The organism is Jeotgalibacillus sp. 10bf12 (assembly GCF_055597105.1).
Map to the genome: position 1 here is coordinate 2913737 of NZ_CP200276.1, position 26232 is coordinate 2939968.

The 26232-nt window shown below is 41.9% G+C and carries 31 protein-coding genes, 1 tRNA gene and 1 riboswitch; of the genes, 2 read left to right on the forward strand and 30 right to left on the reverse strand.

Translation table 11 applies throughout. The features are described 5' to 3' along the window. Window positions 1-206: 206 nt before the first annotated feature. The 5 genes from DH10bf12_RS15210 to DH10bf12_RS15230 all read right to left on the reverse strand — a co-directional run bounded on the left by DH10bf12_RS15210 (window position 207) and on the right by DH10bf12_RS15230 (window position 1818). The gene (locus tag DH10bf12_RS15210; RefSeq protein ID WP_471736095.1) at window positions 207-470 is read right to left on the reverse strand and encodes a hypothetical protein; all 264 of its coding nucleotides are present in this window, start codon (window positions 468-470) and stop codon (window positions 207-209) included. A 388-nt stretch (window positions 471-858) separates the two neighbouring features. Continuing rightward, the gene (locus DH10bf12_RS15215) at window positions 859-1125 is read right to left on the reverse strand and encodes a hypothetical protein (protein WP_471736096.1); all 267 of its coding nucleotides are present in this window, start codon (window positions 1123-1125) and stop codon (window positions 859-861) included. Beyond that, complete coding sequence (locus DH10bf12_RS15220; RefSeq protein ID WP_471736097.1) at window positions 1125-1307, reverse strand: hypothetical protein; 183 nt, start codon at window positions 1305-1307, stop codon at window positions 1125-1127. Before DH10bf12_RS15220 ends, DH10bf12_RS15215 begins: the two co-directional genes overlap by 1 nt. After that, window positions 1307-1471: a hypothetical protein gene (locus DH10bf12_RS15225; RefSeq protein WP_471736098.1), complete on the reverse strand. Its 165-nt coding sequence runs from the start codon at window positions 1469-1471 to the stop codon at window positions 1307-1309. Before DH10bf12_RS15225 ends, DH10bf12_RS15220 begins: the two co-directional genes overlap by 1 nt. Window positions 1472-1491: 20 nt before the next feature. Continuing rightward, window positions 1492-1818, reverse strand: coding sequence for a hypothetical protein (locus tag DH10bf12_RS15230; RefSeq protein WP_471736099.1), 327 nt, complete (start codon window positions 1816-1818; stop codon window positions 1492-1494). Window positions 1819-1968: 150 nt separating this feature from the next. On the opposite strand from DH10bf12_RS15230, the gene DH10bf12_RS15235 reads away from it, so the two are divergent. Next, window positions 1969-2196 (forward strand): helix-turn-helix transcriptional regulator, encoded by a 228-nt coding sequence (locus tag DH10bf12_RS15235; RefSeq protein WP_471736100.1) that lies wholly within the window; start codon window positions 1969-1971, stop codon window positions 2194-2196. 23 nt (window positions 2197-2219) lie between these two features. Here the strand turns inward: DH10bf12_RS15235 and DH10bf12_RS15240 are convergent, their stop codons facing one another. The 15 genes from DH10bf12_RS15240 to DH10bf12_RS15310 form a co-directional block, all read right to left on the reverse strand. Beyond that, entirely contained in the window at window positions 2220-2420 is a 201-nt protein-coding gene (locus DH10bf12_RS15240) for a hypothetical protein (protein WP_471736101.1), read from the reverse strand. Between the two features lie 112 nt (window positions 2421-2532). Continuing rightward, window positions 2533-3489 carry a tyrosine-type recombinase/integrase gene (locus tag DH10bf12_RS15245; RefSeq protein ID WP_471736102.1) on the reverse strand — a complete coding sequence of 319 codons (957 nt, stop codon included), beginning with the start codon at window positions 3487-3489 and terminating at the stop codon, window positions 2533-2535. Window positions 3490-3642: 153 nt separating this feature from the next. Continuing rightward, window positions 3643-4389 carry a helix-turn-helix domain-containing protein gene (locus DH10bf12_RS15250; protein WP_471736103.1) on the reverse strand — a complete coding sequence of 249 codons (747 nt, stop codon included), beginning with the start codon at window positions 4387-4389 and terminating at the stop codon, window positions 3643-3645. A gap of 151 nt (window positions 4390-4540) precedes the next feature. Further along, window positions 4541-5518 (reverse strand): tyrosine-type recombinase/integrase, encoded by a 978-nt coding sequence (locus tag DH10bf12_RS15255; RefSeq protein ID WP_471736104.1) that lies wholly within the window; start codon window positions 5516-5518, stop codon window positions 4541-4543. Window positions 5519-5638: 120 nt separating this feature from the next. Then, a tRNA-Arg gene (locus DH10bf12_RS15260) sits at window positions 5639-5712 on the reverse strand. A 162-nt stretch (window positions 5713-5874) separates the two neighbouring features. After that, window positions 5875-6384, reverse strand: a complete 510-nt coding sequence (locus tag DH10bf12_RS15265; protein WP_471736105.1) for a metallophosphoesterase — start codon at window positions 6382-6384, stop codon at window positions 5875-5877. Between the two features lie 9 nt (window positions 6385-6393). Further along, a complete protein-coding gene (locus DH10bf12_RS15270; protein ID WP_471736106.1) occupies window positions 6394-6978 on the reverse strand; it encodes an XTP/dITP diphosphatase in 585 nt (194 codons plus the stop codon). Beyond that, on the reverse strand, window positions 6975-7730 hold the full coding sequence (gene rph, locus DH10bf12_RS15275; RefSeq protein ID WP_471736107.1) for a ribonuclease PH: 756 nt from the start codon (window positions 7728-7730) through the stop codon (window positions 6975-6977). Before rph ends, DH10bf12_RS15270 begins: the two co-directional genes overlap by 4 nt. Before the next feature lie 59 nt (window positions 7731-7789). After that, complete coding sequence (gene racE, locus DH10bf12_RS15280; RefSeq protein ID WP_471736108.1) at window positions 7790-8587, reverse strand: glutamate racemase; 798 nt, start codon at window positions 8585-8587, stop codon at window positions 7790-7792. Window positions 8588-8603: 16 nt separating this feature from the next. After that, the gene (locus DH10bf12_RS15285; RefSeq protein ID WP_471736109.1) at window positions 8604-9056 is read right to left on the reverse strand and encodes a MarR family winged helix-turn-helix transcriptional regulator; all 453 of its coding nucleotides are present in this window, start codon (window positions 9054-9056) and stop codon (window positions 8604-8606) included. 107 nt (window positions 9057-9163) lie between these two features. After that, window positions 9164-9376 carry a helix-turn-helix domain-containing protein gene (locus DH10bf12_RS15290; protein WP_404404183.1) on the reverse strand — a complete coding sequence of 71 codons (213 nt, stop codon included), beginning with the start codon at window positions 9374-9376 and terminating at the stop codon, window positions 9164-9166. A 68-nt stretch (window positions 9377-9444) separates the two neighbouring features. Beyond that, window positions 9445-9909, reverse strand: a complete 465-nt coding sequence (locus DH10bf12_RS15295; protein WP_471736110.1) for an acyl-CoA thioesterase — start codon at window positions 9907-9909, stop codon at window positions 9445-9447. Window positions 9910-10026: 117 nt separating this feature from the next. Further along, the gene (gene sdhB / locus DH10bf12_RS15300) at window positions 10027-10794 is read right to left on the reverse strand and encodes a succinate dehydrogenase iron-sulfur subunit (protein WP_471736111.1); all 768 of its coding nucleotides are present in this window, start codon (window positions 10792-10794) and stop codon (window positions 10027-10029) included. Between the two features lie 2 nt (window positions 10795-10796). Then, window positions 10797-12557, reverse strand: a complete 1761-nt coding sequence (gene sdhA / locus DH10bf12_RS15305) for a succinate dehydrogenase flavoprotein subunit (RefSeq protein WP_471736112.1) — start codon at window positions 12555-12557, stop codon at window positions 10797-10799. A 59-nt stretch (window positions 12558-12616) separates the two neighbouring features. Continuing rightward, window positions 12617-13225, reverse strand: coding sequence for a succinate dehydrogenase cytochrome b558 subunit (locus tag DH10bf12_RS15310; protein WP_471736113.1), 609 nt, complete (start codon window positions 13223-13225; stop codon window positions 12617-12619). Window positions 13226-13607: 382 nt separating this feature from the next. On the opposite strand from DH10bf12_RS15310, the gene DH10bf12_RS15315 reads away from it, so the two are divergent. After that, entirely contained in the window at window positions 13608-14051 is a 444-nt protein-coding gene (locus tag DH10bf12_RS15315; protein ID WP_471736114.1) for a YslB family protein, read from the forward strand. A gap of 39 nt (window positions 14052-14090) precedes the next feature. Here the strand turns inward: DH10bf12_RS15315 and DH10bf12_RS15320 are convergent, their stop codons facing one another. The 10 genes from DH10bf12_RS15320 to DH10bf12_RS15365 form a co-directional block, all read right to left on the reverse strand. After that, the gene (locus tag DH10bf12_RS15320; protein ID WP_471736116.1) at window positions 14091-15320 is read right to left on the reverse strand and encodes an aspartate kinase; all 1230 of its coding nucleotides are present in this window, start codon (window positions 15318-15320) and stop codon (window positions 14091-14093) included. A gap of 111 nt (window positions 15321-15431) precedes the next feature. Then, window positions 15432-15612, reverse strand: a riboswitch (Lysine riboswitch). A gap of 58 nt (window positions 15613-15670) precedes the next feature. Next, on the reverse strand, window positions 15671-17443 hold the full coding sequence (gene uvrC, locus DH10bf12_RS15325; protein ID WP_471736117.1) for an excinuclease ABC subunit UvrC: 1773 nt from the start codon (window positions 17441-17443) through the stop codon (window positions 15671-15673). A gap of 92 nt (window positions 17444-17535) precedes the next feature. Then, window positions 17536-17850 carry a thioredoxin gene (gene trxA / locus DH10bf12_RS15330; protein WP_039810207.1) on the reverse strand — a complete coding sequence of 105 codons (315 nt, stop codon included), beginning with the start codon at window positions 17848-17850 and terminating at the stop codon, window positions 17536-17538. Window positions 17851-18143: 293 nt separating this feature from the next. Next, on the reverse strand, window positions 18144-19118 hold the full coding sequence (locus DH10bf12_RS15335; protein ID WP_471736118.1) for an electron transfer flavoprotein subunit alpha/FixB family protein: 975 nt from the start codon (window positions 19116-19118) through the stop codon (window positions 18144-18146). Window positions 19119-19146: 28 nt separating this feature from the next. Continuing rightward, the gene (locus DH10bf12_RS15340) at window positions 19147-19920 is read right to left on the reverse strand and encodes an electron transfer flavoprotein subunit beta/FixA family protein (protein ID WP_471736119.1); all 774 of its coding nucleotides are present in this window, start codon (window positions 19918-19920) and stop codon (window positions 19147-19149) included. A 19-nt stretch (window positions 19921-19939) separates the two neighbouring features. Beyond that, complete coding sequence (locus DH10bf12_RS15345) at window positions 19940-20713, reverse strand: enoyl-CoA hydratase (RefSeq protein WP_471736120.1); 774 nt, start codon at window positions 20711-20713, stop codon at window positions 19940-19942. Window positions 20714-20726: 13 nt separating this feature from the next. Beyond that, window positions 20727-21308 (reverse strand): TetR/AcrR family transcriptional regulator, encoded by a 582-nt coding sequence (locus tag DH10bf12_RS15350; protein ID WP_471736121.1) that lies wholly within the window; start codon window positions 21306-21308, stop codon window positions 20727-20729. 108 nt (window positions 21309-21416) lie between these two features. After that, complete coding sequence (locus DH10bf12_RS15355; protein WP_471736122.1) at window positions 21417-23117, reverse strand: long-chain-fatty-acid--CoA ligase; 1701 nt, start codon at window positions 23115-23117, stop codon at window positions 21417-21419. 322 nt (window positions 23118-23439) lie between these two features. Continuing rightward, window positions 23440-23847, reverse strand: a complete 408-nt coding sequence (locus DH10bf12_RS15360) for a DUF350 domain-containing protein (RefSeq protein WP_471738250.1) — start codon at window positions 23845-23847, stop codon at window positions 23440-23442. A 20-nt stretch (window positions 23848-23867) separates the two neighbouring features. After that, entirely contained in the window at window positions 23868-26222 is a 2355-nt protein-coding gene (locus DH10bf12_RS15365) for an endonuclease MutS2 (protein ID WP_471736123.1), read from the reverse strand. Window positions 26223-26232 lie beyond the last annotated feature (10 nt).

Below are 26232 nucleotides of genomic sequence, written 5' to 3' on the forward strand. Positions count from 1 at the left end.
CACTAGCGTTCGCAAAGCAACGTAGAAGCGTCTCTTTTCTAACGCTAAATACTAACTAATCGTATAGAACGTATTGGTGCTGACATTAACGGGGAATGTGCTAGCGCCTGACATTCCTACGCTAATAGGTATTTGGCGTATGGTTTACCTTTTATAAGGCGGAATAGATAGGCGTTGTCATGTAGCGCCATATGCAAACATTTTTTTTATATTTCTTCGTAGGCAAGAAACCAATCGTTTACCATTTTCAGAATATTCTCGCGTGATATTGCCGGATACCCTTTTGTATAAAACTGGTCACGCCGTGGGCTATAAGAATAAGTTCCTACGTCAAGACCGATAGATACTTCACGTATTTTTATTTCCAGTGGATTTCCGGAATCTTCTTCCTCAAACGTATACAACGTAGGATCAAAACTCGTTAACTCTTTAATATCCTCAATAAGCTCTGCGATTTTTTGATGTTTCATATAAATCTCCTCCTAAAATAATTTATTATATTTAATGCTTGCCGGCTTCTATCGGAAGTGTACAACGAAAAATCTAATAACCTTGAAAAATTGCAGAAATAGTAATTTTAGAAAACTTGCAATTTGAGCATATAGTAGAAACTCGTCATTTCCGGAAAAGTTGACGAAATTTTATTTTTGCGTATTTTGTCAACTCTGCAAAAATGTTTTATAAAATAGTATCGTCTGCCGATCGGAAATGGTCCGTTTTCTAATAATCGAAGCTGAACAGCGTTTTGGTCCGAAATACTTTCATATACTAATAACCGCTCGACCCCGTTTTGGCCGATTTTTCGATAAAAAAATACGCAGCAATTGGAAAATCACTGCGAAAGACCTAATTTTATCGTTACTTTTTCGTCGCCCACGCTCGCAGTAACTCACCCGCGCTCATTCCGGTTACGTCCGCAGGCAGTCCTGGCAGCTCAACAAACGCAATGCGCTCAGTCTGCGGCTGTATCGTCAGCACGCCGTCTACTGGCGCCCGATTTAAGCTGAATAGAAACGTCTCGTTGCCCTGCGTAAATACATAAGCGTTATCGCCGAGTGAATAGCCGCGGTGGTGGTCAGGTAGCTCACCGTCTGAATACGTGTATTTAATGATGATCGACCGCATTATTCCGCACCTCCTAACCTCTTACGCGTTCTGTCGATTAGTTTCTCGTCTCCAAGCGAAGTAATCTGCGCTAGTAGCGTATAGGTGATGCTTAGCGGATGCTCGCCGGCTTCCAGGCGTTCTTTAATCAACGCTGACAGCTCGTCATATGCGCTTTCTGCTTCGTTAAATCCTAACGGCATTATTCAACACTCCAATCTCGTTTTTTCACTGCGTCGACTAAACGCGGCGAACCATTGTAGGAAATCAGCGCCAGTAATTCAAATACTAGCGCCTCCGGATCATCGTCCCGTTTTGCTTCAGTCAATTCGACTAACTCGTAGTAATTGGCCGTGGATTTATTCAACGGCACAACCTCGCAAAGTCTCATAGCTCAACGCCGCCGTATTTTTCAATTAGCGAAAACAGTTCGATTGCGTCAATAACGTCCAGGTTGTCAACGATATGGCGAGTTTCATTGTTCAGCTTCAGCATAAGTAACTTGCGATCCTCGTCACCCTCAATCGCCTCGAAAGACAGGACGCCTGCATCGTGATATTCTACCGCGTGAATGTTGCCGAATAGGTGCGTCGTCTTGTAGTTGTCGCCCCAAGTAGTTCCGTCGTGTTCCTTGAACGTATATACCTTCTGGCCGTGAATAGCATCTGACATGATAACCTCTACCTTTACATCTTCGAAAAATGTGTTTTGCATTTTCATCGTCTCCTTTTAATATAATTACATGTACGTAATTCGTAATGTAAGCCCATTATTACACATGCGTAATTTGTAAGTCAACACTTATTGACAAAAAAATTCCGAATAGGTAATATGTAATTATAAAAAGTACGGGAGGTTGTACGTGTGAAGCTGATCGTTAGGAATAAAATCCCACAACTTATTAAGGATCGGGATATGACTCAGAAGCAATTCGCTGAAAAAGCCGGTCTTACTGAAGCAACGGTCAGCAGACTAAAACGCCAAGATCGTTTTGACATTGCTACACTGTTTTTAGCGTCGCGAGCATTGGACGTTTCAATAGAGGATATGTTCGAAGTAGAAGAAGAAAAACGCCCCGACTCTGCGGATTAGTCCACGGAATCGAGGCGTTATTTTTATGCGTCGTTCTCTATCATATGATCGTAAATATTAGCGAAAGCCAGGGCGATTGCTCCCGCAGTAATACCGCCGAGCATCGTCAGCCAGCCAGCCGAGTTAGCATTCGGTAGCTCTTCGTTCATCCACGTCCCAAAGCCGAGAAATACTCCGGTAATAATAAGCAGCCAACCACAAGCCTTTAACGTTGTATATAGCATAATTACGCCTCCCTAATAGTAATTTAATACTATATTATCATCTTTATTGAATAAATGTCAGAAAATTAAAAAATATCATCCGACAACCTACCGACTTGTACTCATATAAATTTTATCGCAGTAAATTCTCCACGGGTGAAAACTTTTTGTGCGCTTCACTTACTTCATTGCTAAACAGATTAACGTATATACGAACCATATCAAGAGACTGATGGCCGAGTATTTTTTGTAAGTGAAAGACGTTCGCTCCGTTTTTGACGCTCATCTTAGCAAAAGTGTGCCGGAATGTATGCGGACTACATCTTACGTTATCAATCATAGCCATTCGACCGTATTTCGCTATGCGGTCTTGAACAGCTTTGCGGCTCATTTGCCCGTCGTCTTGAGTAATAAATAGGTGATTGACGTCTGATTTACCGCGGGCTTGTATATAGCTTTTAAGAACTCTGCGACATTTTGCTTGAAATGGGACCCGGCGATCTTGACCGTTTTTTCCATGAATAAGTATCTGAGAATCCTGCCACAAAATATCTTTCTTTTCGATATCTACAAGTTCCCTCAAGCGCACTCCGGTATCTAACAGAACGACCATTATCGTATAGTCTCTAAGTCCAACAAAGGTATCTAAATTTGGCTGCATTAGAATATCCTGAATTTGTGTTCTCGAGAAGGTTTCTATCCTACCATCTTTCGGTTTTTTTATTTTTATTCCATCCATCGGAGACGTTTCAATAACTCCTCTTGTAACTGACCAGTTGAAGAAAGCCCTAAGTGCGCGAAGAGTTGTAGCAACAGTTGAGTATTTGTGGCCTTTCACTAAACTTGGTTCAATGTAATATTTTAATATCATGTCGGAAGTTATTCTGTTCAAACGAGTCGCACAACCGACTTCCTCCAAAGCACGCATGAATTTCAGTAAATGCTGCTCATAATAAACTATCGTATATTTACTTAAGTCAGCAGCCCTGGCATAACGAATAAACGCTTCTACATTAGATTCATAGTCATCATCGAGCAGTTCATTGAAAACATTTATATCAGTTTTACTTACATAAGTCCTTCGCTTCATCCTGAGTCACATCCAATCGTTAGAATATTCGTTCTTCTAAAACTTAACATACTTCTAACAATTCGGGTAAACTTTTTACGACTCAAACCCTTGATATGACTGCGTTTGTTCGCGTTTTAACTTCGTTTGGTTTACGTCTGTTTTTACGCCTATTTACGTTAGCCAATCGAACTTCCCTTCGCGTACTACTTGCCGACGAATAGTTGTAGTTGTAGCACTTTGCATCGCTGAATATAGCAAAGCATCGAATGATTTTCTGATCTTCCCACGCTTCCATTCATAAACAACACGGTGCCAGGAATTTACAAACGGTTCCGGATCGTTTTCAATTAGCACCGTTCGATCAACTGAAGACTTCGCCCGCAAAATAATACCGTAATATTTATAGACTTCCTTTGCGTTAGAAAAATAAAGCGTGATCGCTTCGTATATGTTAGCCGGAATAGAATCAGCAAATGCAGACGTTGGCACCTCGGCAGTATCTAATATAGTGCTTTTTTGATTAAAAGGTATAGCGGATTCTTTTACGGATTTATGTAGTTTAACGCTTGACTCCGTAGGCTTGTCGTCTTGCTCACGGCTAGACACATGCGGCTGGACACTGTATATAGTTGCTCCTTGACCGCCGGACTTTGGACGGTATTGAACGTGCTTAATAAGCGCACCTGCGTCCACTAATGCCGACAATGCACGATATACCGTTTTAGTAGATACACCTAAGGCTTCTGCGATTGTAGCCGCCTTTAAGTGCGCTGCGCCCGGATATTTGACCGCATAATTAGATACGAGCCACAAGACGCGGAATTGCGTAGCATTTAGCTCATTGCGATACATATTGACGTGATGATCCATTTCCTGAACGCTATCGAACGTCTGGTAATCGGATAGATAGTACGTCATGTTAGAGGACTCCTTCCCTGGAGCCACCGGTTACAAACGTATGTTCCGTCAAAAAGGCAGACGGGCAGAATTTGCGCTATGCCGTATTTTTTGGTACGATAATCATGTCTAGTGGTCATCGTTGTTTCGGCAGCGGTGGCTTTTTTGTGTTTTATAAGTAATTTCTTAAACTGTCTGCGACTTCCTCTTTATCTAAATGCAGATACCTCGTTGTTACTTCAATATTGCTGTGACCTAACGCCTTTGAAATTACAGCGATGTTCGCCTTCTGATTTAATAACCTCTTAGCAAATCCGCGTCGTAATGCGTGAGGACTAATATTCTTCAAACCAAACTCATCAGAATACTTTTTCAATCGTTTTTGAATGTTATTGTTTGTAGGCGTACTGGAAACAGAACGTCCATTTTGCGTTATAAATAGGAGATCATTATTTACGTATTTTCTTTGACGTATTAATTCATTTTGATTCATCAGCACCTTAATAAGACGCTTCAGCCGATCATCGAACGGTAAGTACAGAGACTCGTGATTCTTCATAAGGTCGCCGCCGATCTTTAATAGTTGATCGTCTAAATCTACGTGACGGCTTTCGAGCTGAGTTAACGTTCCGATCCTAATACCGGTTTGATACATCATAAGCGCAGCCGTAGCGTCTCTTAGTTCAACGAATCGACTCAAATCGAGTAAACGCAGCAATAAATATAGATCCTTTTCCGTTGCGCCCTCTTTAACGGGGCTGTCTACCTTCACATTGACGCCTATCCAAAACTTCGAGTCAATCCACCCGAAATTGAAGCAACGGCTTAGAAACGCCTTCAGACACTTCAACCGCGTTAGCTTAGTCTGATTACTTACGTTCATACTCGATAACCATTCGTAAATATGATCGACCTTAATTTCGTCAATCGTATTAAGACCGGTAATTTTAACGAAATGACTTACGTGAATGTTATAATCGCTTATCGTTCTGTCGCGAAGTCCAGCGGCTTTCATCTGCCGGGTAATTTTGTCCAACGAACTCAATATCGTCGGAGAATGGGCGTCGGACATCGTTTTAGGCGATGGAGTTTCGAGGAATAAATCGGACAAGTCTTCTGCGACGCTGTATGCGGGACTTTTTTTCGGCACAAAAAAAAACCTCCTGACGCGTTAATGTCGGAATGATTACGGAAAAGTTGACCGTATCATTGACCGTTCATTAAACGTATCAGAAGGCTTTAGTAGCGCGGTTTCAGCGCCATATGGTAGCGTCCCAGGAGAGATTCGAACTCCCGACCGACGCCTTAGAAGGGCGTTGCTCTATCCAGCTGAGCTACTGGGACATTATGTAGTCCTTCGTGTTAAGGACAATTATTATTATATTAGTACATTGATTAAAAGTCAACGCTTTTTCAAATATTACTTTAAAATATTTTAAATCCCTCTTTGATTAATTGAATTGTGCCGTTCCCATCCAACTTAAATGAGAACGGCACACAAATATTTTAGCCGTTAAATGTACCATTCCATGATAACAGTTTATCATGATCATTCGTATAAAACACCACTTCTACCTGCTCGTTATTGATTTCAACAATTGCATAGGTGGGTTCGTTCCGGTCGCGGGGAAGTCTGATGCTGCCCGGATTAAGAAACAACTTTTGATCAACGATTTCTGCACCAAGCTGATGTGAATGCCCAAAAATAATAATATCAGCATTGTTTTCCTCAGCTTTATAACGGACACGGTCCAATGTTGATTTTATTCCATAGAGATGTCCATGCGTTATAAAAACTGTTTTATCACCGCATTCAATAACTTCATCTTCTGGATAAGACGAATCAAAATCGCAGTTCCCTCTGACTTTTACAAAAGGCTTCATTGCATCCGAATGAAACTGAAGCTCTGAGTCACCTGCATGGAACATATAGTCAACCTTATTATTCCAATGCTGTCTGACCTCTGTAATGATATGCTCATCACCATGATTATCACTTACAACTAGTAATTTCATCAACTCACCTCACTGAAACTGTAATTGTAACTTCTTAAGTGCATTTGCCCTGTGACTGATCTGATTTTTTTCATCAGAAGAAAGTTCAGCAAATGTTTTATGAAATACTTCAGTATAAAAGATAGGATCGTATCCAAAACCGTTTTCACCTGAAGGATTTTTGGTAATATACCCTTCTGCTTCACCGGTAAACAATCGTGTTTCTTCATCCGGCACCGCCATCGCAAGCGTACAGTGAAAACGGGCAGTCCTTTTTTCCTCCGGTACATCCTGCATCTTTAATAATACTTTTTCTATATTATTCTGATCATTTTTTTCAGGTCCCGCGTATCTCGCTGAATAAACACCAGGCTCCCCGCCCAGCGCATCAATGATTAATCCGCTGTCATCAGCAATGACAATTTCATTTAACTGTTGTGAAATCGTTTCTGCTTTTAACGCTGCATTTTCTGCAAAAGTCGTGCCTGTTTCTTCGACTTCAGCAAGTGCCGGGTAATCTGCCAGCGTCTTTACTTCATATCCGAAAGGACGAAGCAGGTTGTCAAAGTCTTTAGCTTTTCCTTTATTGTTTGTGGCAATAATAATTGTTTTCATGATTTAACGTCACTCACAATCCTAGCGGTCAGCTCTTCTCCAAGAATTGATTTTTGTTCCTGAATGATGTTTTCAATTCCTGCCCGCCCGATACTGAGCATATCGAGCAGTTCCTGATGAGTAAACGCTGCTTCTTCACCGGTTCCCTGAAGTTCTACAAACTCACCCTTGCCTGTCATAACGATATTCATATCGACATCAGCTGTACTGTCTTCAGCATAATTCAGGTCAAGAATCGGTTCTCCGTCAGCACTGATTCCTGCAGATACGGCTGCAAGAAAGTCTTTCACCGGAAATACAGGCAGCTCTTTTTCAGCAGTTATTTTACTAACAGCCAGCGTCATTGCCACAAAGGCTCCGGAAATAGATGCTGTACGCGTACCACCGTCTGCCTGAATCACATCACAGTCGATCCAGACTGTTCTTTCTCCGAGTGCATCCAGATCTACGACTGCGCGTAATGCCCGTCCAATTAATCGCTGAATCTCCATTGTCCGTCCGCTGACTTTTCCTTTTGAGGATTCACGGATTGTCCGCTGACCGGTTGCTCTTGGCAGCATCGCATATTCAGCAGTGATCCAGCCTTTACCCTGGCCTCTCATAAAGGGTGGTACTCTTTCATCAATACTTGCTGTACAAATGACTTTCGTATCTCCGAAGGAAACGAGTACAGATCCTTCAGGGTGCATCAAGTAATTTTTCTCTATCGTAATTTGCCTCATCTCAGAAGGCGCTCTTCCATCAGGTCTCACATTGATTCACTCCATCTTTTGTATTCGCTTTGTTAAAAACGATAAAAGCCGTGATAAGCTCACGGCAATTTCACGGATTCTACCACCAGGGAATCGTCGTTCATCCATTCCCTTGCAACTTGTCCAAATATCACAGGAGATCCTGTTGTGTAATAAAGGTGCTTTTGTCTTTCATGACGGGCATTTAATTCCCCCCGGTATGAAAGAATTGCACTGACTTCTCTTGCGGTTTCATCTCCGGAGCTGATGACTTTAACTGACGGTCCCATATATTGTTCAACTAAAGGCTGCAGCAAAGGATAATGTGTACACCCGAGAATCAGCGTATCAATTGGGTGATGCCTCATATCACTCAGTGTTTCTGCAACGATTTTTTTTGCAAATGAACTGTTATGTTCCCCACTCTCTACAAGTGGAACAAACTTTGGACATGCTTTAGGGTATGTCTGAATACTTTCTTTTAAACTGCACAGCACTTTTTCATATGCAGCGCTTTTAATCGTCCCGGCAGTACCGAGAATGCCTACATGATTATTTTTTGTATACTTAATCGCTGAGCGCGCGCCCGGGGAAATAACACCGATCACCGGTATATCAAATGCGGTTTTGATTTCTTCAAGCGCAGCTGCTGTTGCTGTGTTACAGGCAATCACCAGCATTTTGATGTCCTGTCTGTAAAGAAACTCAGCCATTTCCCATGTAAACCTTCTAACCTCTTCTTCAGGTCTCGGGCCGTATGGGCAGCGTGCTGTGTCACCTAAATAGATGATTTGTTCGTTTGGAAGCTGGTAGATGATTTCTCTGGCAACTGTCAGGCCGCCTACACCAGAATCCATTACACCGATTGCTCTGCTCAAAAAAAACGCCTCACTCTTATTTCATTTCTCCGTGTAATTTACTCAGCACTTTTGCAAGAGAAGAGACTTCATCTTCAGTAAATCCTGAAAGAACATCGCTTAAATCCTGCTGACGCTTTTTAATTACTTCTTCAATAATTCTTTCGCCTTCTTCTAACAGATGAATTCTCACTACCCGGCGGTCATGTTCATCTTTCACTCTGACAACCAGACTGCTTCTTTCCATCCGATCAATTAAATCTGTTGTTGTACTGCAGGCGAGATACATTTTATTTGATAGTTCTCCAATTGTCATATCCCCTGCCTCAAACAGCCACTGCAGTGCCACAAATTGTGGCGGCGTGATTGTATACTGGCTAAGGATTTCTCTGCCTTTTTGTTTGATCAGTCCGGAAATATAGCGGAGGTCCTTTTCGATATCTGCTACAACCTCTTTTGAATGAAGCTCCTGTACTTCTTTAGTTTCCATCGTTTCATACACTCCCTATGTTTCGTTCTGTTAATATTGTCGCCTTTTTATTGACAATAATCAAGAAAATTTAAATATACACCTGCTAATAAAAAACTGCCTCCCGGTTAGAGAGACAGTTCTTCAAGCCTTAATAATTCAACAATCGCCTGGGATCTTCCTTTCACCCCAAGCTTTTGTATGACATTGGAAATATGATTCCGTACTGTTTTTTCACTTATAAACAACTCAGAAGCAATTTCTTTTGTTGTTTTATCTTTAAGTAAAAGTGTAAAAACTTCCTTTTCCCTTTTTGTTAATATAGATGTTCTCCGCGCCACATTCTTTCCCCCTTATTCAATAACACCGTTTGTTCAGTGTATGAATTCAGTGGTTGAGAAGTGAGGAATCAACCGTCTATTTTTACTGCTGGATGAAGGAACAACTCTTTTTGATCATCAGTCCAAGGTTTTCCTTTACCGTTTGCCTTCGCAATCTGTACCATTGTTCCTCTGCCACAGAACACAGGCTGCCCATCAGTGTTTAACCCCATGTAGTGAATATCAACTGAAGAATTCCCTACAGATTCTACTTTCACATAAACTTTTAACTCCTGATCAAAGAACACCTGCTTTAAAAAGTCGCACTGCAGATTTGCTACAACCGGAATGTATTCGTTAGATGTATTCAGCCAGTTTTGCATAAATCCAAGTTTTTTTAGAAATTCAATTCTTGCCTGTTCAAAATAAATAAATGGCACTGTATTGTTCAAGTGTCCAAATAAATCAGTTTCTGAAAATCGTACTTTAACCGGATAATAAAATTCAAAACCCGCTCTCCACTCTTCAAAATTATTTATGTATGGTATTTTCATTTTCAAGCATCCCCTTTACAAAATGAATGAACATTCATTTCAATTTTACATGAATGAAATCCTTTTGAACAGAAAAATCCAGATGCTGTTAAAGCACCTGGATCTGACGTTTTATACTTATTTGTCACTTCCAAAGAAGTTTCTGAACATCTGTAGATTTGTATCACGGTTAAGTGCTGCAATAGAAGTGGTAAGTGGGATACCTTTAGGACATGCCTGTACACAGTTTTGTGAATTCCCGCAGTTCGAAAGGCCTCCATCACCCATAATTGCTTCTAGACGCTCATTTTTATTCATTGAGCCGGTTGGATGCGCGTTGAAAAGGCGAACCTGTGATAATGGAGCTGGTCCAATAAAGTCTGACTTACTATTTACATTCGGACAAGCTTCAAGACACACACCACAAGTCATGCACTTAGAAAGTTCATATGCCCACTGACGCTTTTTCTCAGGCATACGCGGCCCGGGACCAAGGTCATAAGTTCCATCAATGGGGATCCATGCTTTTACTTTCTTAAGTGAATCAAACATACGGCTGCGGTCAACCTGAAGGTCACGTACAACCGGGAATGTTTTCATCGGCTCAAGTTTGATCGGCTGTTCAAGCTGATCAACAAGCGCTGTACAAGACTGGCGCGGCTTCCCGTTGATCACCATCGAGCAGGCACCGCAAACTTCTTCCAGACAACCCATATCCCATGAAACCGGGGTCGTTTTATCACCTTTTTTGTTAAAAGGGTTTCGTCTGATTTCCATTAGTGCAGATATCACGTTCATATTAGCACGGTATGGAATCTCAAACTCTTCGAAATAAGGTGCAGAATTCTCATCGTCCTGGCGGTGTATTTCAAATCTGATGACTTTTTCTTCAGCTGCTGTTGCCATGATTATTTTGCTCCTTTCTTCTTAGAGTAATCACGCTTACGCGGTTCAATCAAAGATACATCCACTTCTTCAAAGTGGAATTCCGGCGAATTTGTTGACGGGTTAAACTTAGCCATCGTCGTCTTAAGGAACTTCTCGTCGTTACGCTCAGGGAAGTCCGGCTTATAGTGAGCACCGCGGCTCTCATCACGATTCAGAGCACCAATTGTAACAACGCGCGCTAAGTGAAGCATACCTTTCAGCTGACGTGTAAATACCGCACCCTGGTTGCTCCATTTAGCAGTATCATTGATGTTGATGCGCTTAAAGCGATCCTGAAGCTCCTGAATTTTAGCATCAGTTTCACGCAGCTTGTCATTGTGACGAACAACCGTTACGTTATCAGTCATCCATTCACCAAGCTCTTTATGAATCACATAGGCATTTTCATCGCCATCCATCGCCATGATTTCTTCCCACTCCTGCTTCTTTTCATTCTCAAAGCGAGTGTAAATATCCTCAGGCATGTCTTCAGCTGTTTTCTCAAGACCTTCGATATATTTTACAGCATTAGGTCCTGCGACCATTCCGCCGTAAATAGAAGAAAGCAGTGAGTTCGCTCCGAGGCGGTTAGCACCGTGAATAGAGTAATCACATTCCCCTGCTGCAAACAGTCCAGGGATGTTTGTCATCTGGTCAAAGTCTACCCAAAGCCCACCCATTGAATAGTGAACTGCCGGGAAGATTTTCATTGGAACTTTACGCGGGTCATCACCCATGAACTTTTCATAGATTTCGATGATTCCGCCAAGCTTGATATCCAGCTCTTTAGGATCTTTATGAGAAAGATCAAGGTATACCATGTTTTCTCCATTAATACCTAGTTTTTGACGAACACAAACGTCGAAGATTTCACGTGTAGCGATATCACGCGGAACCAGGTTACCATAAGCCGGGTATTTTTCTTCAAGGAAGTACCACGGCTTACCGTCTTTATATGTCCATACACGTCCGCCTTCACCACGCGCTGACTCACTCATCAGACGAAGCTTATCATCTCCAGGAATGGCTGTCGGGTGAATCTGGATAAACTCACCGTTTGAATAATATACCCCCTGCTGATAAGCAACTGATGCTGCTGCACCAGTGTTAATCACAGAGTTAGTAGATTTTCCAAAGATAATACCAGGTCCACCAGTTGCAAGGATCACTGCATCTGCTTTAAATGACTGGATTTCCATTGTTTTCAGATCCTGGGATACAACACCACGGCAAACGCCGTCATCATCAAGTACTGATCCAAGGAATTCCCAGCCTTCATATTTCGTTACAAGCCCTGCAACTTCATGTCTGCGCACCTGCTCATCTAATGCATAAAGCAGCTGCTGGCCTGTAGTAGCGCCTGCAAAAGCTGTACGGTGGTGCTGTGTACCACCAAAACGGCGGAAATCAAGCAGACCTTCAGGTGTTCTGTTAAACATTACACCCATACGGTCTAGAAGGTGAATAATTCCCGGTGCTGCATCGCACATTGCTTTTACCGGAGGCTGGTTAGCAAGGAAGTCTCCACCATATACTGTGTCATCAAAGTGTTCCCAGGGAGAATCTCCTTCTCCTTTAGTATTAACCGCTCCGTTTATACCGCCCTGTGCACAAACAGAGTGTGATCTTTTTACAGGTACAAGCGAGAAGAGGTCTACTGACATTCCTGCTTCAGCTGCTTTAATCGTTGCCATAAGGCCGGCAAGTCCGCCACCTACAACGATAATTCTACCTTTACTCATTTTGTCACTCTCCTTACTGATATCAAAAGCTGCTCACTGCAGCTGAAAAGTCGGTTTTATTAAACAAATGCGAAGATTGCACGGATCCCAATGATTGTTAGTACAACAAATACGCCTAATGTAGCGTATGTGGAGATTTTTTGTGAACGAGCGCTCACTGTAATACCCCAGCTCACCATGAACGACCATAAACCGTTAGCAAAGTGGAATGTTGTAGAAACAACACCGAGTACATAAAATGCAACCATCCACGGGTTAGATAAAATATCTGCCATCATGTTAAAGTTTACATCTGCACCCAACGCTGCCTGAATACGTGTTTCCCATACGTGCCAGGTAACAAATATCAGTGTAATCACACCTGTAATACGCTGCCAGAAGAACATGTAGTTACGAAGCGTTCCGTAACGTCTTGTGTTATTTTTCGCTGTGAATGCAATATATACTCCATAGATTGCGTGGAAGTATAAAGGAATAAAAATGATAAATAGCTCTAAGAAAATTCTGAATGGTAAACTTTCCAAAAAGTGTGCTGCATCGTTGAAAGCCTGTTCGCCTCTAGTAGCAAAATGGTTAACAACTAAATGTTGAACTAGGAAGATCCCTACTGGTATTACCCCAAGTAAAGAGTGCAGCCTCCTCCAATAAAACTCTCGATTTTCCGCCATCGAATGTAACCCCCTCTAAAATAAATACAGCTGCTGAAAGCTATTCCCTAGAATGATAGATTCAGCAAATTTTTCGCACAGTATAACATTTATGTGACAAATTTATTGTACTCCTCTACTAATGGAGCGTCAAGAAAACGTATACATAAAAAAGATTCTAAATATTTTTTATAAGGCGAGCTCAATTATTGGGCATTCCCCTGAATATTTCTGTAGTATTTCACAAAAAATTCACAAAATCATTTTTCACAATTTATTATTTTAAAAAACTGCTTGTCTATATGACAATATGCCGATTTCATCTTTAAATTGCTTTTTGACCTTACACTTTAGTACTCAACACTTTATAATGAAGAGATTGAAAGTGAGGTTCGGTTAAGCAATGAGCGACAATGACAATATGACACAAAACTTATTCGGTTACAGATTAATACGAGATGAACTAATACCCGACCTTTTAGGGAATCATACAAAAGATATTCTTTATTGGGCCGGCAAAAAACTCGCAAGAAACTATGCATGCAGTAACGAAGGCGAAATTATTTCTTTTTTTGAACGTGCAGAGTGGGGTGTTCTCTCTATCATAAAACAAAAAAATGATGAAATACATTTTGAACTTTCCGGAAATGTGGTTGAAGAAAGAATTGCGCATAACGATCCTGTTTTCACTCTTGAAGCAGGTTTTATTGCCGAGCAGATCGCCATGATCAAGCAATACCACACTGAAGCAGTCTATACCCGTAACAAAAAGAGCTGCGTTCAAATCGAACTAAAATGGGATCAGAAAGACCCCTATTCATTACCTTCAAGAAAAGCTTCATCATAAAAAATCAGCAGGCACCTGTTAGCCGGGCCTGCTGATTTTTTATGCGTCCACTGTGTTTTTGCTTAATCCAAAGCTTTCATGAATGGCATTTGCCGCATTAATCATCTCTTTTGAATCCACAACCACTGAGACTTTAATCTCTGAGGTGCTGACCATTTTCACCTGGATTTTCTGTTCTGCCAGTACGCTGAACATCTGGGCTGCAACACCAGGGTTTGACACCATCCCTGAACCTACAATCGATACTTTCGACAGGTTTGTTTCATGTTCAATTTCCTGATACCCAATCTCTTCTTTTTGACGGGCGAGAATCTGAAGGGTTTCTTCGAGTGATGACTCTTTAATGGAAAAAGACAGATTTACTTTTCCAGTGTCAAGCTTACTTTGAATAATAATATCAACATCAATGTGATTTTCAGCCAAAATCGAAAATACTTTAGGGAAACCGGTCAGTTCATTCTCAAGACCTACTACTGTCATTCTGACAATATCCTTATCAAACGCTACGCCTCTTACAACTAAATGCTCTTCCATTGGTGCATCCTCCTCAATTAACGTTCCTTCTGTTTCTTCCATACTTGATCTTACAGTCAATTTGATTCCGTAGTTTTTTGCAAATTCCACAGCTCTCGGATGCAGGACACCCGCTCCAAGGTTAGCAAGCTCAAGCATTTCATCATATGAAATGCCATTTAACTTTCTTGCACCCTTTACATATCGAGGGTCAGTAGAATAAACACCATCAACATCCGTATAAATATCACAGCGGTCAGCATTCAGTGCTGCTGCGAGTGCAACTGCAGTCGTATCTGAGCCTCCACGTCCAAGCGTAGTAATTTCTCCGTTTTCATCCATACCCTGGAACCCTGCTACAACAATGACACGCCCTTCATCGAGCAGACTTTTCACACGGTTTGTCTTTACCTCGGTAATTCTGGCGTTGCTGAATACCGCTTCTGTACGGATCCCTGCCTGCCAGCCGGTAAGAGAAGTACTTTTATATCCTCTGTTTTGAAGCGCCATCGCAAGAAGTGACATGGACATTTGCTCACCGGTTGTCAGCAGCATATCCATTTCTCTTTTTTCAGGACGTGACGTCATTTCTCCGGCCAGTCTAACCAGTTCATCTGTCGTTTTCCCCATAGCGGATACGACTACGATGACATCATTGCCTTTTTCCTTTTCAAGAATGACTCTATTTGCTACGTGATGTATTTTTTCAACTGACCCTACTGATGTACCGCCAAATTTCTGTACAATGATTCCCACTCTATTTCCTCTTCCCTTACATTATTTCTCAACTGTTTACGACAATAAAAAAAGCAACGGGGAGAAAGTCTCCCCATTGCTTTTGAACAGATTACATCATCTGAATCGCACAGGTGAGATAGCTCTCCAGAACATTACAGTTCTGACAGCCCTGCATTTTTTAAATACAGAACCAGCAAAAAAATCTGATGAATGATTTTATGCTTCGGCGGTCCGCACCTTTCACACTGCTTCTCAGGGTTTCATCACCCTCTGCAGCGGTACTCTTTGCGCCCGCACCTCTATCACCACTTTAAAATAAAGTGTTTAATTGTGAATTATTATAGCACGGGACTATCGAGTCTACAATGCTATTCATTTAATTTTTCAATAACTTTTTCAGCAGTTTTTGCCGGTACCCCTGCTTTCACGATTTCCTCAAGTGACGCTTCTCTCAGTTTTTTAACAGATCCGAAATACTTGAGCAGCTGCTTCTTTCGCTGCGGTCCGACGCCTTCAATCTCATCAAGTACTGACTGAATGGAGTTTTTTGCGCGCAACTGTCTGTGAAATGTAATCGCAAAGCGGTGGACTTCATCCTGAATCCGCTGCATAAAGTAAAACTCCTGACTGCGCCTGTTCAATGGTACCACCTCAAGGGGATCGCCATATAAAAGCTGTGATGTATTATGCCGGTCATCCTTCGCAAGACCTGCTACAGGAATATCAAGGCCAAGCTCATGACGCAAAATTTCCTTTGCTGCTTCAATCTGTCCTTTACCCCCATCGATCACAATCAGGTCAGGCATTGGCAGTTCGTCCTTCAGCACTCTTGAATATCTTCTTCTGATTACTTCTCTCATAGACTCGTAATCATCAGGTCCCTGTACCGTTTTGATTTTATATTTACGATAATCTTTTCTGGCAGGCTTACCGTCTACAAAAACAACCATCGCAGATACAGGGTCAGACCCCTGTATATTTGAGTTATCGAAAGCTTCAATTCTGTAGGGCGTATAGATGTTCATTGCCTGACCGAGGTTCTCTGCCGCTTTAATTGTTCTTTCTTCGTCACGCTCTATCAGTGCAAACTTTTCAGTTAATGCAATGGAAGCGTTTTTGGCTGCCAGATTAACGAGGTCTTTCTTTTGGCCTCTGACCGGCTGCCTGACATTTGTCTCAAGTAACTCTTCTGCCATTTGCTGATCAATTGTCTGCGGAATTAAGACTTCTTTTGGTTTAAAATGATTCGCCTTCATATAAAATTGGCCGAGAAAGGAAAGGAATTCCCCTTCAGCTTCATCATAGATCGGAAACATTGATACATCCCGTTCAATCAGCTTGCCCTGCCTGATAAAGAAGACCTGCACACACATCCATCCTTTATCCACTGCATAACCGAATATATCACGGTTTGTAAAGTCATTCATCGTCATTTTCTGCTTTTCCATTGTTGCTTCTATATGAGCGATTTGATCCCGGAATTCTTTTGCCCGTTCGAATTCAAGGTTTTCTGCAGCGTGTTCCATTTTTACTTTCAGGTCTTTTTTAACTTCTTTAAATCCGCCGTTCAAAAACCTCGAGATATCTTCAGTCATCTGACGGTATGTGCTTTGTTCCACTTTAAATTCACACGGCGCCAGACATTGTCCCATGTGATAATAAAGGCAGACTTTATCCGGCATTGTTCTGCATTTTCTAAGCGGATACATTCTGTCGAGCAGCTTCTTTGTTTCGTTCGCTGCCTGCGCGTTAGGGTAAGGTCCGAAATACTTTCCTTTATCTTTCTTCACTTTACGGGTAATGAGCAGTCTCGGATGACGCTCTGCTGTTACTTTGATAAATGGATAATGCTTATCATCTTTTAACATGACGTTATATTTAGGGTCATGTTTTTTGATCAGATTTAATTCAAGTACGAGTGCCTCCATGTTCGATGAAGTCACGATATATTCAAAGTCCTCTATTTCTGAAACCAGCCGCTGAGTTTTCCCATCATGCGATCCGGTAAAGTAGGACCTTACTCTGTTTTTAAGCACCTTCGCTTTCCCTACGTAAATAATCGTGCCCTGTCTGTCCTTCATCAGATAACAGCCGGGCTGGTCAGGAAGGACTGCAAGTTTATGTTTGAGTTGGTCTTTCATCGCTTTAGCCTCCTGCACGCTTGTTACCTTTATTTTACTCAATTAAAAGTCATAAGCAAAATAAAAGCCGGGCACATGGCCCGGCTCAGTAATTACGCATGCTTATTTAGTAATTCTTCCAATGCTTCTTTCGGCTGGAAGCCTACTACTTTGTCAACAATCTCTCCGTCTTTGAATACGACAAGAGTTGGGATACTCATTACACCGTATTTGCTTGCTGTTTCCTGATTTTCATCAACATCAAGCTTTACGATTTTAACTTTATCACCCATATCAGTATCAAGCTCTTCAAGAACCGGTGCAATCATTTTACAAGGTCCGCACCAAGTTGCCCAGAAGTCTGCCAGTACTAAACCGTCTTTTGTTTCATTAGCGAATGTTTGATCTGTTGCATGTGCAATTGCCATTTAAAATTCCTCCTTGTTGAATCCGAATATATCCAAAGTATAGCAGGGAGACTATTGCATTTCCACGTTTTTGCCTGAGAATTGAAAAGAGCCAGCAACAATATGCCAGGCTCTTTAAATCGTTTCGCTCCATCACAGTCAAACGCTTTCCGGACGGAGGTTACTGAGCCTCCTCGGCGCAAGCGCCTGCGGGGTCTCAGCTTCCCTCTATTCGTCCCGGAGCCGTCGCCTTACGTTCCGCTTCACTTAGATGACTATTCACAATTCATTTTATATCCACATTTCTAAGCCAATTAAGATACTTTCACTTTTTTGAATTCTTCGATCAGCAGCGGTAATACATCAAAAAGGTCTCCGACGATTCCATAATCGGCCACTTTGAAGATGTTTGCTTCAGGGTCTTTGTTGATTGCAACAATAACTTTCGAGTTAGACATTCCAGCCATGTGCTGGATGGCACCTGAGATACCACATGCAATATACAGGTCAGGTGTTACGACTTTACCCGTCTGACCAATCTGCAGTGAGTAATCGCAATAGTCTGCATCACAGGCTCCGCGGGACGCACCTACTGCACCACCAAGAAGGTCTGCAAGTTCTTTAAGCGGTTCAAAGCCATCCTCACTCTTTACACCACGTCCACCCGCAACGATTACTTTCGCTTCTGAAAGGTCAACGCCATCAGTTGCTTTTCTCACGACCTCTTTAATAATCGTACGCAGATCTGTAATGTCAACACTTACGGATGATACGTCCCCTGAACGTCCCTCTTCTTTATCAAGTGCAGGGATGTTATTTGGACGGATTGTAATGAATGTAAGACCTTCTTTGATCACTTTTTTCTCAAACGCTTTACCGCTGTAAATCGGACGGATGAACTTCGGTGAATCGCCATCAGCTTCAATTGCCGTAACATCTGATACAAGTCCGCTGTTCAGTCTGCTTGCAAGCTTAGGTGACAGATCCTTACCTAAAGAAGTATGTCCCATAACAATCCCTTCAGGACTTTCCTGCTCGATCACTGCAAGCAGCGCCTGAGAGAAGCCATCTGAAGAATATTGTTCAAGCTTTGCATCCTCGACTGTAATCACACGGTCTGCGCCATAGGCTACTAGTTCATTTGCTACGTCAGCGATTCCGTTTCCGATCAGTACGCTGATCACTTCTCCGCCGTCAGCAATCATCTTACCTGCTGCAATCGCCTCGAATGATACATTTCTAAGTGAACCTTCTCTTGTTTCTGCTAATACAAGTACTTTTTTGCTCATCGGTTAAACCTCCTGAATAGTTATAGAGTTAGACTACTTTTGCTTCAGTACGAAGAAGTTGAACAAGTTCTTTTACCTGATCGTCAACTTCACCTTCTAGAATGCGGCCCGCTTCTTTTGCAGGTGGCAGATAAATTTCAACCGTTTCTGTCTTAGGTTCTACATCGTCTTCTTCAAGATCAAGATCATCAAGTTCGATTTCATCAAGTGGTTTTTTCTTCGCTTTCATAATACCCGGTAGTGATGGATATCTCGGATCATTCAGCCCCTGTTGAGCTGTCACTAATAGCGGAAGTGTTGTTTCAATAGTTTCTGAGTCTCCCTCAACGTCACGCACAATCTCAACTTTCTCTCCATCAACTTTGATACTCGTGATTGTTGTTACATAAGGAATATCCAGGTAATCCGCTACACGTGGTGCAACCTGTCCTGATCCACCGTCAATTGCAACATTCCCACCGATGATCAGATCTGCCTCTTTATCTTTCAGATATTCAGAAAGGATTTTTGCAACTGAAAATTCATCTGTCATATCTACATCATCTTCAATATTAATCAGCACTGCTTTATCAGCACCCATTGCAAGTGCAGTACGAAGCTGCTTTTCAGTTTCCTCGTCACCAACTGACACCACTGTTACTTCTCCGCCATGTGCGTCTTTCAGCTGAATCGCTTCTTCAATCGCATACTCATCGTATGGATTAATAATGAATTCTGCACCATCCTCAGCGATTTGACCGCCTTGAACAGAAATTTTTTCCTCAGTATCAAACGTTCTTTTCATTAGCACAAAAATGTTCATGTATATTCCCTCCTGTTAATTATTGACCTTTAAACTCAGGTTTTCTTTTTTCAATAAATGCACTGATGCCTTCTTTTGCATCTTCAGAAACAAATACATCTCCAAAGATCTCAGCTTCTCTTGCCACTCCTTCGTGAAAATCAGCTGTTTTTGCATATTGGAGCAACTCAAGTGCAGCCTTTACTGAAACCGGGCTTTTAGCGGCAAGCTTTTTTGCAAGCGCTTTCGATTTTTCGTGCACTTCATCTTCAGGAAATGCTTTATTAGCAAGTCCATACTCCACAGCTTCAACACCTGATATTGGATCACTTGAAAGAAGCATTTCTGCTGCTCTAGCAAACCCAACGAAGCGTGGCAGCCGCTGTGAGCCGGCGAAACCGGGCACCAGCCCCAATTGAAGCTCCGGCAATCCAAGCTTGGCTGATTCACTTACGTAACGGATATGGCATCCCATCGCAAGCTCAAGTCCGCCTCCAAGTGCAGCACCGTGAATAGAAGCAATAATCGGTTTTGAGAACGCTTCCATTCTTTCGAAAACTTTTTGCCCTTTTTCAGCCAGTTTGGAGAACTCAGCTCCGGATTCGACCTGAGTGAATTCTTTAATATCCGCTCCGGCCGAGAAGAAGCGACCTTCACCATGAATCAGCAGTACACGGACGTTCTCATCATGCTCTACTGCGTCAAGCCACCCGTCAACTTCGCGGATCAGGTCACTTGCCAGCGCGTTAGCCGGCGGACGGTTGATTACAGCAGTCGAAATATACTGATCATTCTCCCATTTTAAGAAACTCATCCTGTTCTCCCCTTCACTTGCATAATCCTTTTACCAAAAGCCTATGTACACCTGGTGACAGGTCAGTGATTGAATACTTCTGGTCATTAATCACCCAGCTTGTCGCCACCTCATCAATCGTACCAAATACCATCTGCCTTGCCAATCGAATATCTAAATCCTCTGATAAGACGCCGGTATCAACACCGTTTTGCAGGACATCATCCACGAGCACCAGATATTCTTTTAGAACTTTATTTATTCTCATTCTGATATCTTTATTGGACTGCCTCAGTTCAAGCTGTGTTACAATAGCTAAATGGTGATCGTCAGCAAGCATTTGAAAATGACTTTCTACAAGTACTTTCAGCTGCTCTACAGCATCCTCAGTACCAGCCATTTTGTTTCTGATTTTCTGAACAAACTGTCCCATTTTCTCTTCAAAAAGAGAGATTAGAATATCTTCTTTATTTTTAAAATATAAATAGATCGTTCCATCTGCTACGCCTGCCTGCTTGGCAATCTTTGAAACCTGTGCATGATGGTAGCCGTTTTCAGCAATGACCACTACGGCAGCATCAATAATTAATTTATATTTTGGTTTATCTTTCTTCATCCGGTCATCACCCTTCAATCACATATAAAAAAGACGAAAATATGAATGACTATTCATTCATATTTTCATCTTACTAATAAAATTTCTCTTCGTCAAGAAAAAACATTGTTACGACGGGTGCTTCTGCTGCTGTTGCTTTTCTTTCTCTTCTTCAACCAGCTGCCTTCTGAGGATCTTACCGACTGCTGTCTTAGGAAGCTCTTCACGGAACTCATAAATTCTAGGCACCTTGTAAGAGGCCATATGTTTTCTTGCAAATTCATCAAGCTCTTCTTCAGTTACTTTCTGGTTCTGCTTAAGAACAACAAAGAGTTTCACTGTTTCTCCACGATATGCATCAGGTACTCCCACAGCAACAACTTCCTGAACTGCTGGATGCTCATACATCACTTCTTCAATTTCACGAGGATAAATATTAAAACCGCCGGCAATGATCATGTCTTTTTTACGGTCGACCACATAAAAGTAACCTTCTTCATCCATATATCCGAGATCTCCGGTATACAGCCATCCATCACGTAAAACTGCTGCTGTTTCTTCAGGCTGATGCCAATAACCCTTCATGATCTGTGGACCTTTCACAAGAATTTCCCCTACTTCACCAGGTGGCAGCTGTTCACCGTTTTCCATCGAAACAACTTTAGATTCGGTATCCGGCCAAGGTACACCTACACTGCCTTTCACACGCTTTGCATCCCAGATAAAGTTTGAATGTGTAACCGGTGAAGATTCAGTCAATCCGTATCCTTCCACCAGCTTACCACCAGTCACCTTCTCAAATTCCTCCTGCACTTCAACCGGAAGTGGTGCTGAGCCGCTCAGGCAGGATTCTACTGAAGTAAGATCATACTTCTTCAGATCAGGGTGATTCAAAATACCAATATAAATTGTTGGTGCGCCAGGAAAGATCGTCGGCTTTTGCTTATGAATCGTTTTTAATGCCGTTTCAACATCAAACTTCGGAAGGAGGATCATCTTATAGCCCTGCATAATAGAAAGAATCATAACAGTCGTCATACCGTACACATGAAAGAACGGTAAAATACCCAGAATACTTTCCTCACCTTTTTTATTCTTATACAACCATGCATCACACATAGAAGCATTCGCAATCAGGTTTTTATGCGTCAGCATCACACCTTTTGGAAACCCGGTTGTTCCGCCTGTATATTGCAAAATTGCAATATCTTCTTCAAAATCAAGCGGCGGGATACTCGGATCAGGCGTAGATGTTTTTAAAATCTCAGTCAGCAGGTGATTACTGCCTGCGTGCTCTACTTTTACTGTAAGGCCGTATTGCTTTTTCTGGATAAATGGATAGATTAAGTTCTTTGGAAATGGAAGAAAGTCTTTAATCGCTGAGATAATAATGTGTTCAAGGTCCGTGTCATTATAAACCTTAGAAATCCTAGGAAATAAAATATCCATCGAAATGATTGCTTTAGCGCCTGAATCTTTCATCTGGTATTCAAGTTCGCGTTCTGTGTAGAGCGGATTTGTCTGAACGACTACTCCACCTGCGTATAGGATTCCGTAATATGCAATGACAGATGCCGGCATATTCGGCAGCATAATCGCTACACGATCACCTTTTTGAATCCCGATGTCCTGCAGATACTTTGCCATTTTCAGAGATGATTCGTACATTTCCTTAAACGTAAATTCTTTTCCCATGAAATGTACGGCGATTTTTTCCGGCCACTGTTTTGCTGCTTCCGTTAAGTAAGCGTGCACCGGTTTTGGTTCGTATTCCAGGTGGGTAGGGATTGTTTCGGGGTAAAGCTTCAGCCAAGGCTGTGATGACATCATAAAACCTCCTTCTTTTTAGTAAAATAATTAGAAAATTCTCATTTCTGATTTTATTATAAGCTAAAAAGAAAACGGTTACAATTTTATTATGAGAAAAAAGACACATAGTGCCTTTTTACAATTGCCCTGCTATTTATCCTCTGCTGATCCTTTCCGTGCTGTAGCCCGGGATCAGCAGGATAATAGCATGAATGTTTATTCTGAAATAAAATGAATGAAGATAAAAACCTACAGCGTAATTAAATAAATAATCCCGATCACCATAAAGACTGCGCAGCAGACGATGAGGATTTTGATTAAGTTTTCCATTTTCTATTCTCTCCTAGTTTATACTTGCTCCGATGACATATGACAGTCCGATTGAAATGAGCATTGAAATGAGTCCTACTGCTCTATTATCTTTCTTTATTTCTTCATCGACTTTAAATCCCGGGGTGAGAAATTCAAAAATAAAATAAGCGATCAGCAGCAGGACAAAACCGTAGAGTCCCCAGCCCATCATTGTCAATAACGTATCATGCTGGCTGATAGAATTGCCGAAGATATTCGCAATACCAAACACTTTCCCCCCGGTTGCCATTGCTACTGAGATATTACCGTTTTTTATTTCTTCCCAGTTCTTATATTTTGTGACCAGTTCGAAAATTGATAGAAACACGATCATACAGACGACTACTACACTGAAGTATCCGGCTGTTTCAATCAGAGGATGCTGCCAGAAACCTTCCATACCGCTCACCTTCTGTTCCATTATTTGAACTCGACAACGGTTACCCCGCTGCCGCCTTCACCATCTTCACCAAGGCGGACCTTTTTCACTGAGCGGTGATTTTTTAATTTTTCCTGTACACCAGATCTGAGTGCACCTGTGCCTTTTCCGTGAATAATGGAAACACGTGGATAGCCGGCTAGAAGTGCATCATCAATGTACTTATCAACTCTCAGCAGTGCATTTTCAAATCTCTCTCCGCGCAGATCAAGCTCAAGGCTGACGTGAAAGTCTTTTCCTTTAACAGTTGCCAGCGGTTTTGGATCAGGTTTTTTCTCACCCTTAATAAATTCAAGGTCGGTCTCATTTACTTTCATTTTCAGAATTCCGATTTGAACAGCCCACTCTTTGTCAGCTGTCTTTTTAATCAGAGTTCCTTTCTGACCAAAGCTGAGAACATTCACTTCGTCTCCCGCCTGGAGCTTCCGTTCGGATTGTACTTTTGGCTGTTTCTTTTTAGCTGATGATTTCGGTGCAGCTTCATCCAGACGCTTTCTTGCATCAATGAGCTCATGCTCCTTTACATCTGCCTGCTTTTCAAATCTTAGCTGTCTGAGATCTGACATGACTTCTTCTGCCTCAGCTTTTGATTTTTCAACAATTTCCTGGGCTTTTAACTTTGCTTTTTCCATCATGTCATCTTTTTTCGAGTAGTATTCAGCCATCTGCTTTTGCAGATCCCGGTGGATGTTTTCTGCATCTTTTAACAGCTCGTGTGCTTCTTCATAATCTGTCTCAGCACTTCTTCTGCTCGTCTCAAGTGAAGCGATCATTGCTTCAACCGCTTTGCTATCTGTTCCGACAAAGGATTTTGCATGTTCAATAACATGATCACTTAACCCGAGCCTTTTTGAAATATCGAATGCGTTACTTCGGCCTGGTACGCCGATCAGCAACCGGTAAGTTGGGCTTAATGTTTCAACGTCAAATTCTACGCTTGCATTAATGACCCCATCACGGTTATAACCATAGGCTTTTAATTCAGGATAGTGAGTGGTTGCTACGACTCTTGCACCAATTCCATGTACCTCATCAAGAATAGAAATCGCAAGTGCAGCACCTTCCTGAGGATCGGTACCTGCTCCAAGCTCGTCAAATAGGACCAGACTTTCACTATCTGCCTGCTTTAAGATCTCCACAATATTCACCATATGAGATGAGAAGGTACTTAAACTTTGTTCAATAGACTGCTCGTCCCCAATATCTGCATGGACAGATTGAAATACAGCAATCTTAGAGCCATCCAGTACCGGAATCGGCAGACCCGCCTGAGCCATTAATGTGCATAACCCAATTGTTTTTAACGTAACCGTCTTACCGCCTGTATTGGGTCCTGTAATCACAATGGTTGAGAATTCTTCTCCCAGATAAATATCATTGGCAACTGCTTCATCAATCGGTAATAGCGGATGACGTGCTTTATTCAGTTTAATAATCCCCTGATCATTTACTTCAGGTTTTGTGGCTTTAATGGTACGCCCGTATTTAGCTTTTGAAAACATAAAGTCGAGATCTGCAAGTATATCAACGGTTAGCAGCAGACTGTCTGCTTCCACCTGTACTTCAAGTGAAAGTGCAATCAGAATTTTTTCAATCTCCTCCTGCTCTTTCAGTCGCTGTTCCCTCAGCTGGTTATTGAACTGTACAATGGATGCAGGTTCAATAAACAGTGTTTGTCCTGAAGATGACTGATCATGAACAATACCGCCGTAATGACTTCTGTATTCCTGCTTTACAGGGATTACGTATCGGTCGTTACGAATTGTAATAACTGCATCTGAAAGCATTGTGGCTGCGTTTTTAGAACGGATTGCACTTTCAAGCTTCTCTCTCACTCTGCTTTCACTCGTTCTGATTCTCTGACGGATTGCACGTAACTCAGTGCTGGCTGAGTCTAGTACTTCCCCGCTCTCATCAATGGAGTCAAAAATCTGATGTTCAAGCGGCGTTAAAATAGCCAGCATTTCTTTCTTCTCAGTAATGATCGGTATAGAGATTTCACGCTCTTCATGCAGGTCTTCTACAAAATTTCTGATGTTTTTACCTGCTCTGATTGTACTCGCTACCTGAATCAGTTCTGCAGCGCTTAACATACCACCAATCTGCGAGCGTTTGATATGTGGTCTGATATCAAAAATACCGCCGAGTGGCATACCGCCTTTTACTCTTAAAATGGAAGCCGCTTCATCCGTTTCATCCTGCAGCCGCTGGACCTCTTCAAGTGAAAATGAAGGCTCCATTTTTTCGATTCTCATTGAACCGAGTGATGAAGCTGCATGCTCCAGCACCCGTTTTTTAATTTTATTAAATTCAAGTGTTTTAATTGATTTTTTCAAAAGCTTTCTC

What these genes read in the sequence shown, in the direction of transcription:
- DH10bf12_RS15220 (WP_471736097.1), bottom strand. Translation starts at nt 1,307, where the DNA reads ATGCCGTTAGGATTTAACGAAGCAGAAAGCGCATATGACGAGCTGTCA.
- sdhB (WP_471736111.1), bottom strand. Translation starts at nt 10,794, where the DNA reads ATGGCAACAGCAGCTGAAGAAAAAGTCATCAGATTTGAAATACACCGC.
- DH10bf12_RS15245 (WP_471736102.1), bottom strand. Translation starts at nt 3,489, where the DNA reads ATGAAGCGAAGGACTTATGTAAGTAAAACTGATATAAATGTTTTCAAT.
- DH10bf12_RS15355 (WP_471736122.1), bottom strand. Translation starts at nt 23,117, where the DNA reads ATGATGTCATCACAGCCTTGGCTGAAGCTTTACCCCGAAACAATCCCT.
- trxA (WP_039810207.1), bottom strand. Translation starts at nt 17,850, where the DNA reads ATGGCAATTGCACATGCAACAGATCAAACATTCGCTAATGAAACAAAA.
- DH10bf12_RS15250 (WP_471736103.1), bottom strand. Translation starts at nt 4,389, where the DNA reads ATGACGTACTATCTATCCGATTACCAGACGTTCGATAGCGTTCAGGAA.
- DH10bf12_RS15210 (WP_471736095.1), bottom strand. Translation starts at nt 470, where the DNA reads ATGAAACATCAAAAAATCGCAGAGCTTATTGAGGATATTAAAGAGTTA.
- DH10bf12_RS15265 (WP_471736105.1), bottom strand. Translation starts at nt 6,384, where the DNA reads ATGAAATTACTAGTTGTAAGTGATAATCATGGTGATGAGCATATCATT.
- DH10bf12_RS15345 (WP_471736120.1), bottom strand. Translation starts at nt 20,713, where the DNA reads ATGAGTTTCTTAAAATGGGAGAATGATCAGTATATTTCGACTGCTGTA.
- sdhA (WP_471736112.1), bottom strand. Translation starts at nt 12,557, where the DNA reads ATGAGTAAAGGTAGAATTATCGTTGTAGGTGGCGGACTTGCCGGCCTT.
- uvrC (WP_471736117.1), bottom strand. Translation starts at nt 17,443, where the DNA reads ATGAAAGACCAACTCAAACATAAACTTGCAGTCCTTCCTGACCAGCCC.
- DH10bf12_RS15240 (WP_471736101.1), bottom strand. Translation starts at nt 2,420, where the DNA reads ATGCTATATACAACGTTAAAGGCTTGTGGTTGGCTGCTTATTATTACC.
- DH10bf12_RS15335 (WP_471736118.1), bottom strand. Translation starts at nt 19,118, where the DNA reads ATGAGCAAAAAAGTACTTGTATTAGCAGAAACAAGAGAAGGTTCACTT.
- DH10bf12_RS15350 (WP_471736121.1), bottom strand. Translation starts at nt 21,308, where the DNA reads ATGAAGAAAGATAAACCAAAATATAAATTAATTATTGATGCTGCCGTA.
- DH10bf12_RS15215 (WP_471736096.1), bottom strand. Translation starts at nt 1,125, where the DNA reads ATGCGGTCGATCATCATTAAATACACGTATTCAGACGGTGAGCTACCT.
- DH10bf12_RS15270 (WP_471736106.1), bottom strand. Translation starts at nt 6,978, where the DNA reads ATGAAAACAATTATTATTGCCACAAACAATAAAGGAAAAGCTAAAGAC.
- DH10bf12_RS15285 (WP_471736109.1), bottom strand. Translation starts at nt 9,056, where the DNA reads ATGGAAACTAAAGAAGTACAGGAGCTTCATTCAAAAGAGGTTGTAGCA.
- DH10bf12_RS15340 (WP_471736119.1), bottom strand. Translation starts at nt 19,920, where the DNA reads ATGAACATTTTTGTGCTAATGAAAAGAACGTTTGATACTGAGGAAAAA.
- DH10bf12_RS15310 (WP_471736113.1), bottom strand. Translation starts at nt 13,225, where the DNA reads ATGGCGGAAAATCGAGAGTTTTATTGGAGGAGGCTGCACTCTTTACTT.
- DH10bf12_RS15295 (WP_471736110.1), bottom strand. Translation starts at nt 9,909, where the DNA reads ATGAAAATACCATACATAAATAATTTTGAAGAGTGGAGAGCGGGTTTT.
- DH10bf12_RS15315 (WP_471736114.1), top strand. Translation starts at nt 13,608, where the DNA reads ATGAGCGACAATGACAATATGACACAAAACTTATTCGGTTACAGATTA.
- DH10bf12_RS15360 (WP_471738250.1), bottom strand. Translation starts at nt 23,847, where the DNA reads ATGGAAGGTTTCTGGCAGCATCCTCTGATTGAAACAGCCGGATACTTC.
- DH10bf12_RS15230 (WP_471736099.1), bottom strand. Translation starts at nt 1,818, where the DNA reads ATGCAAAACACATTTTTCGAAGATGTAAAGGTAGAGGTTATCATGTCA.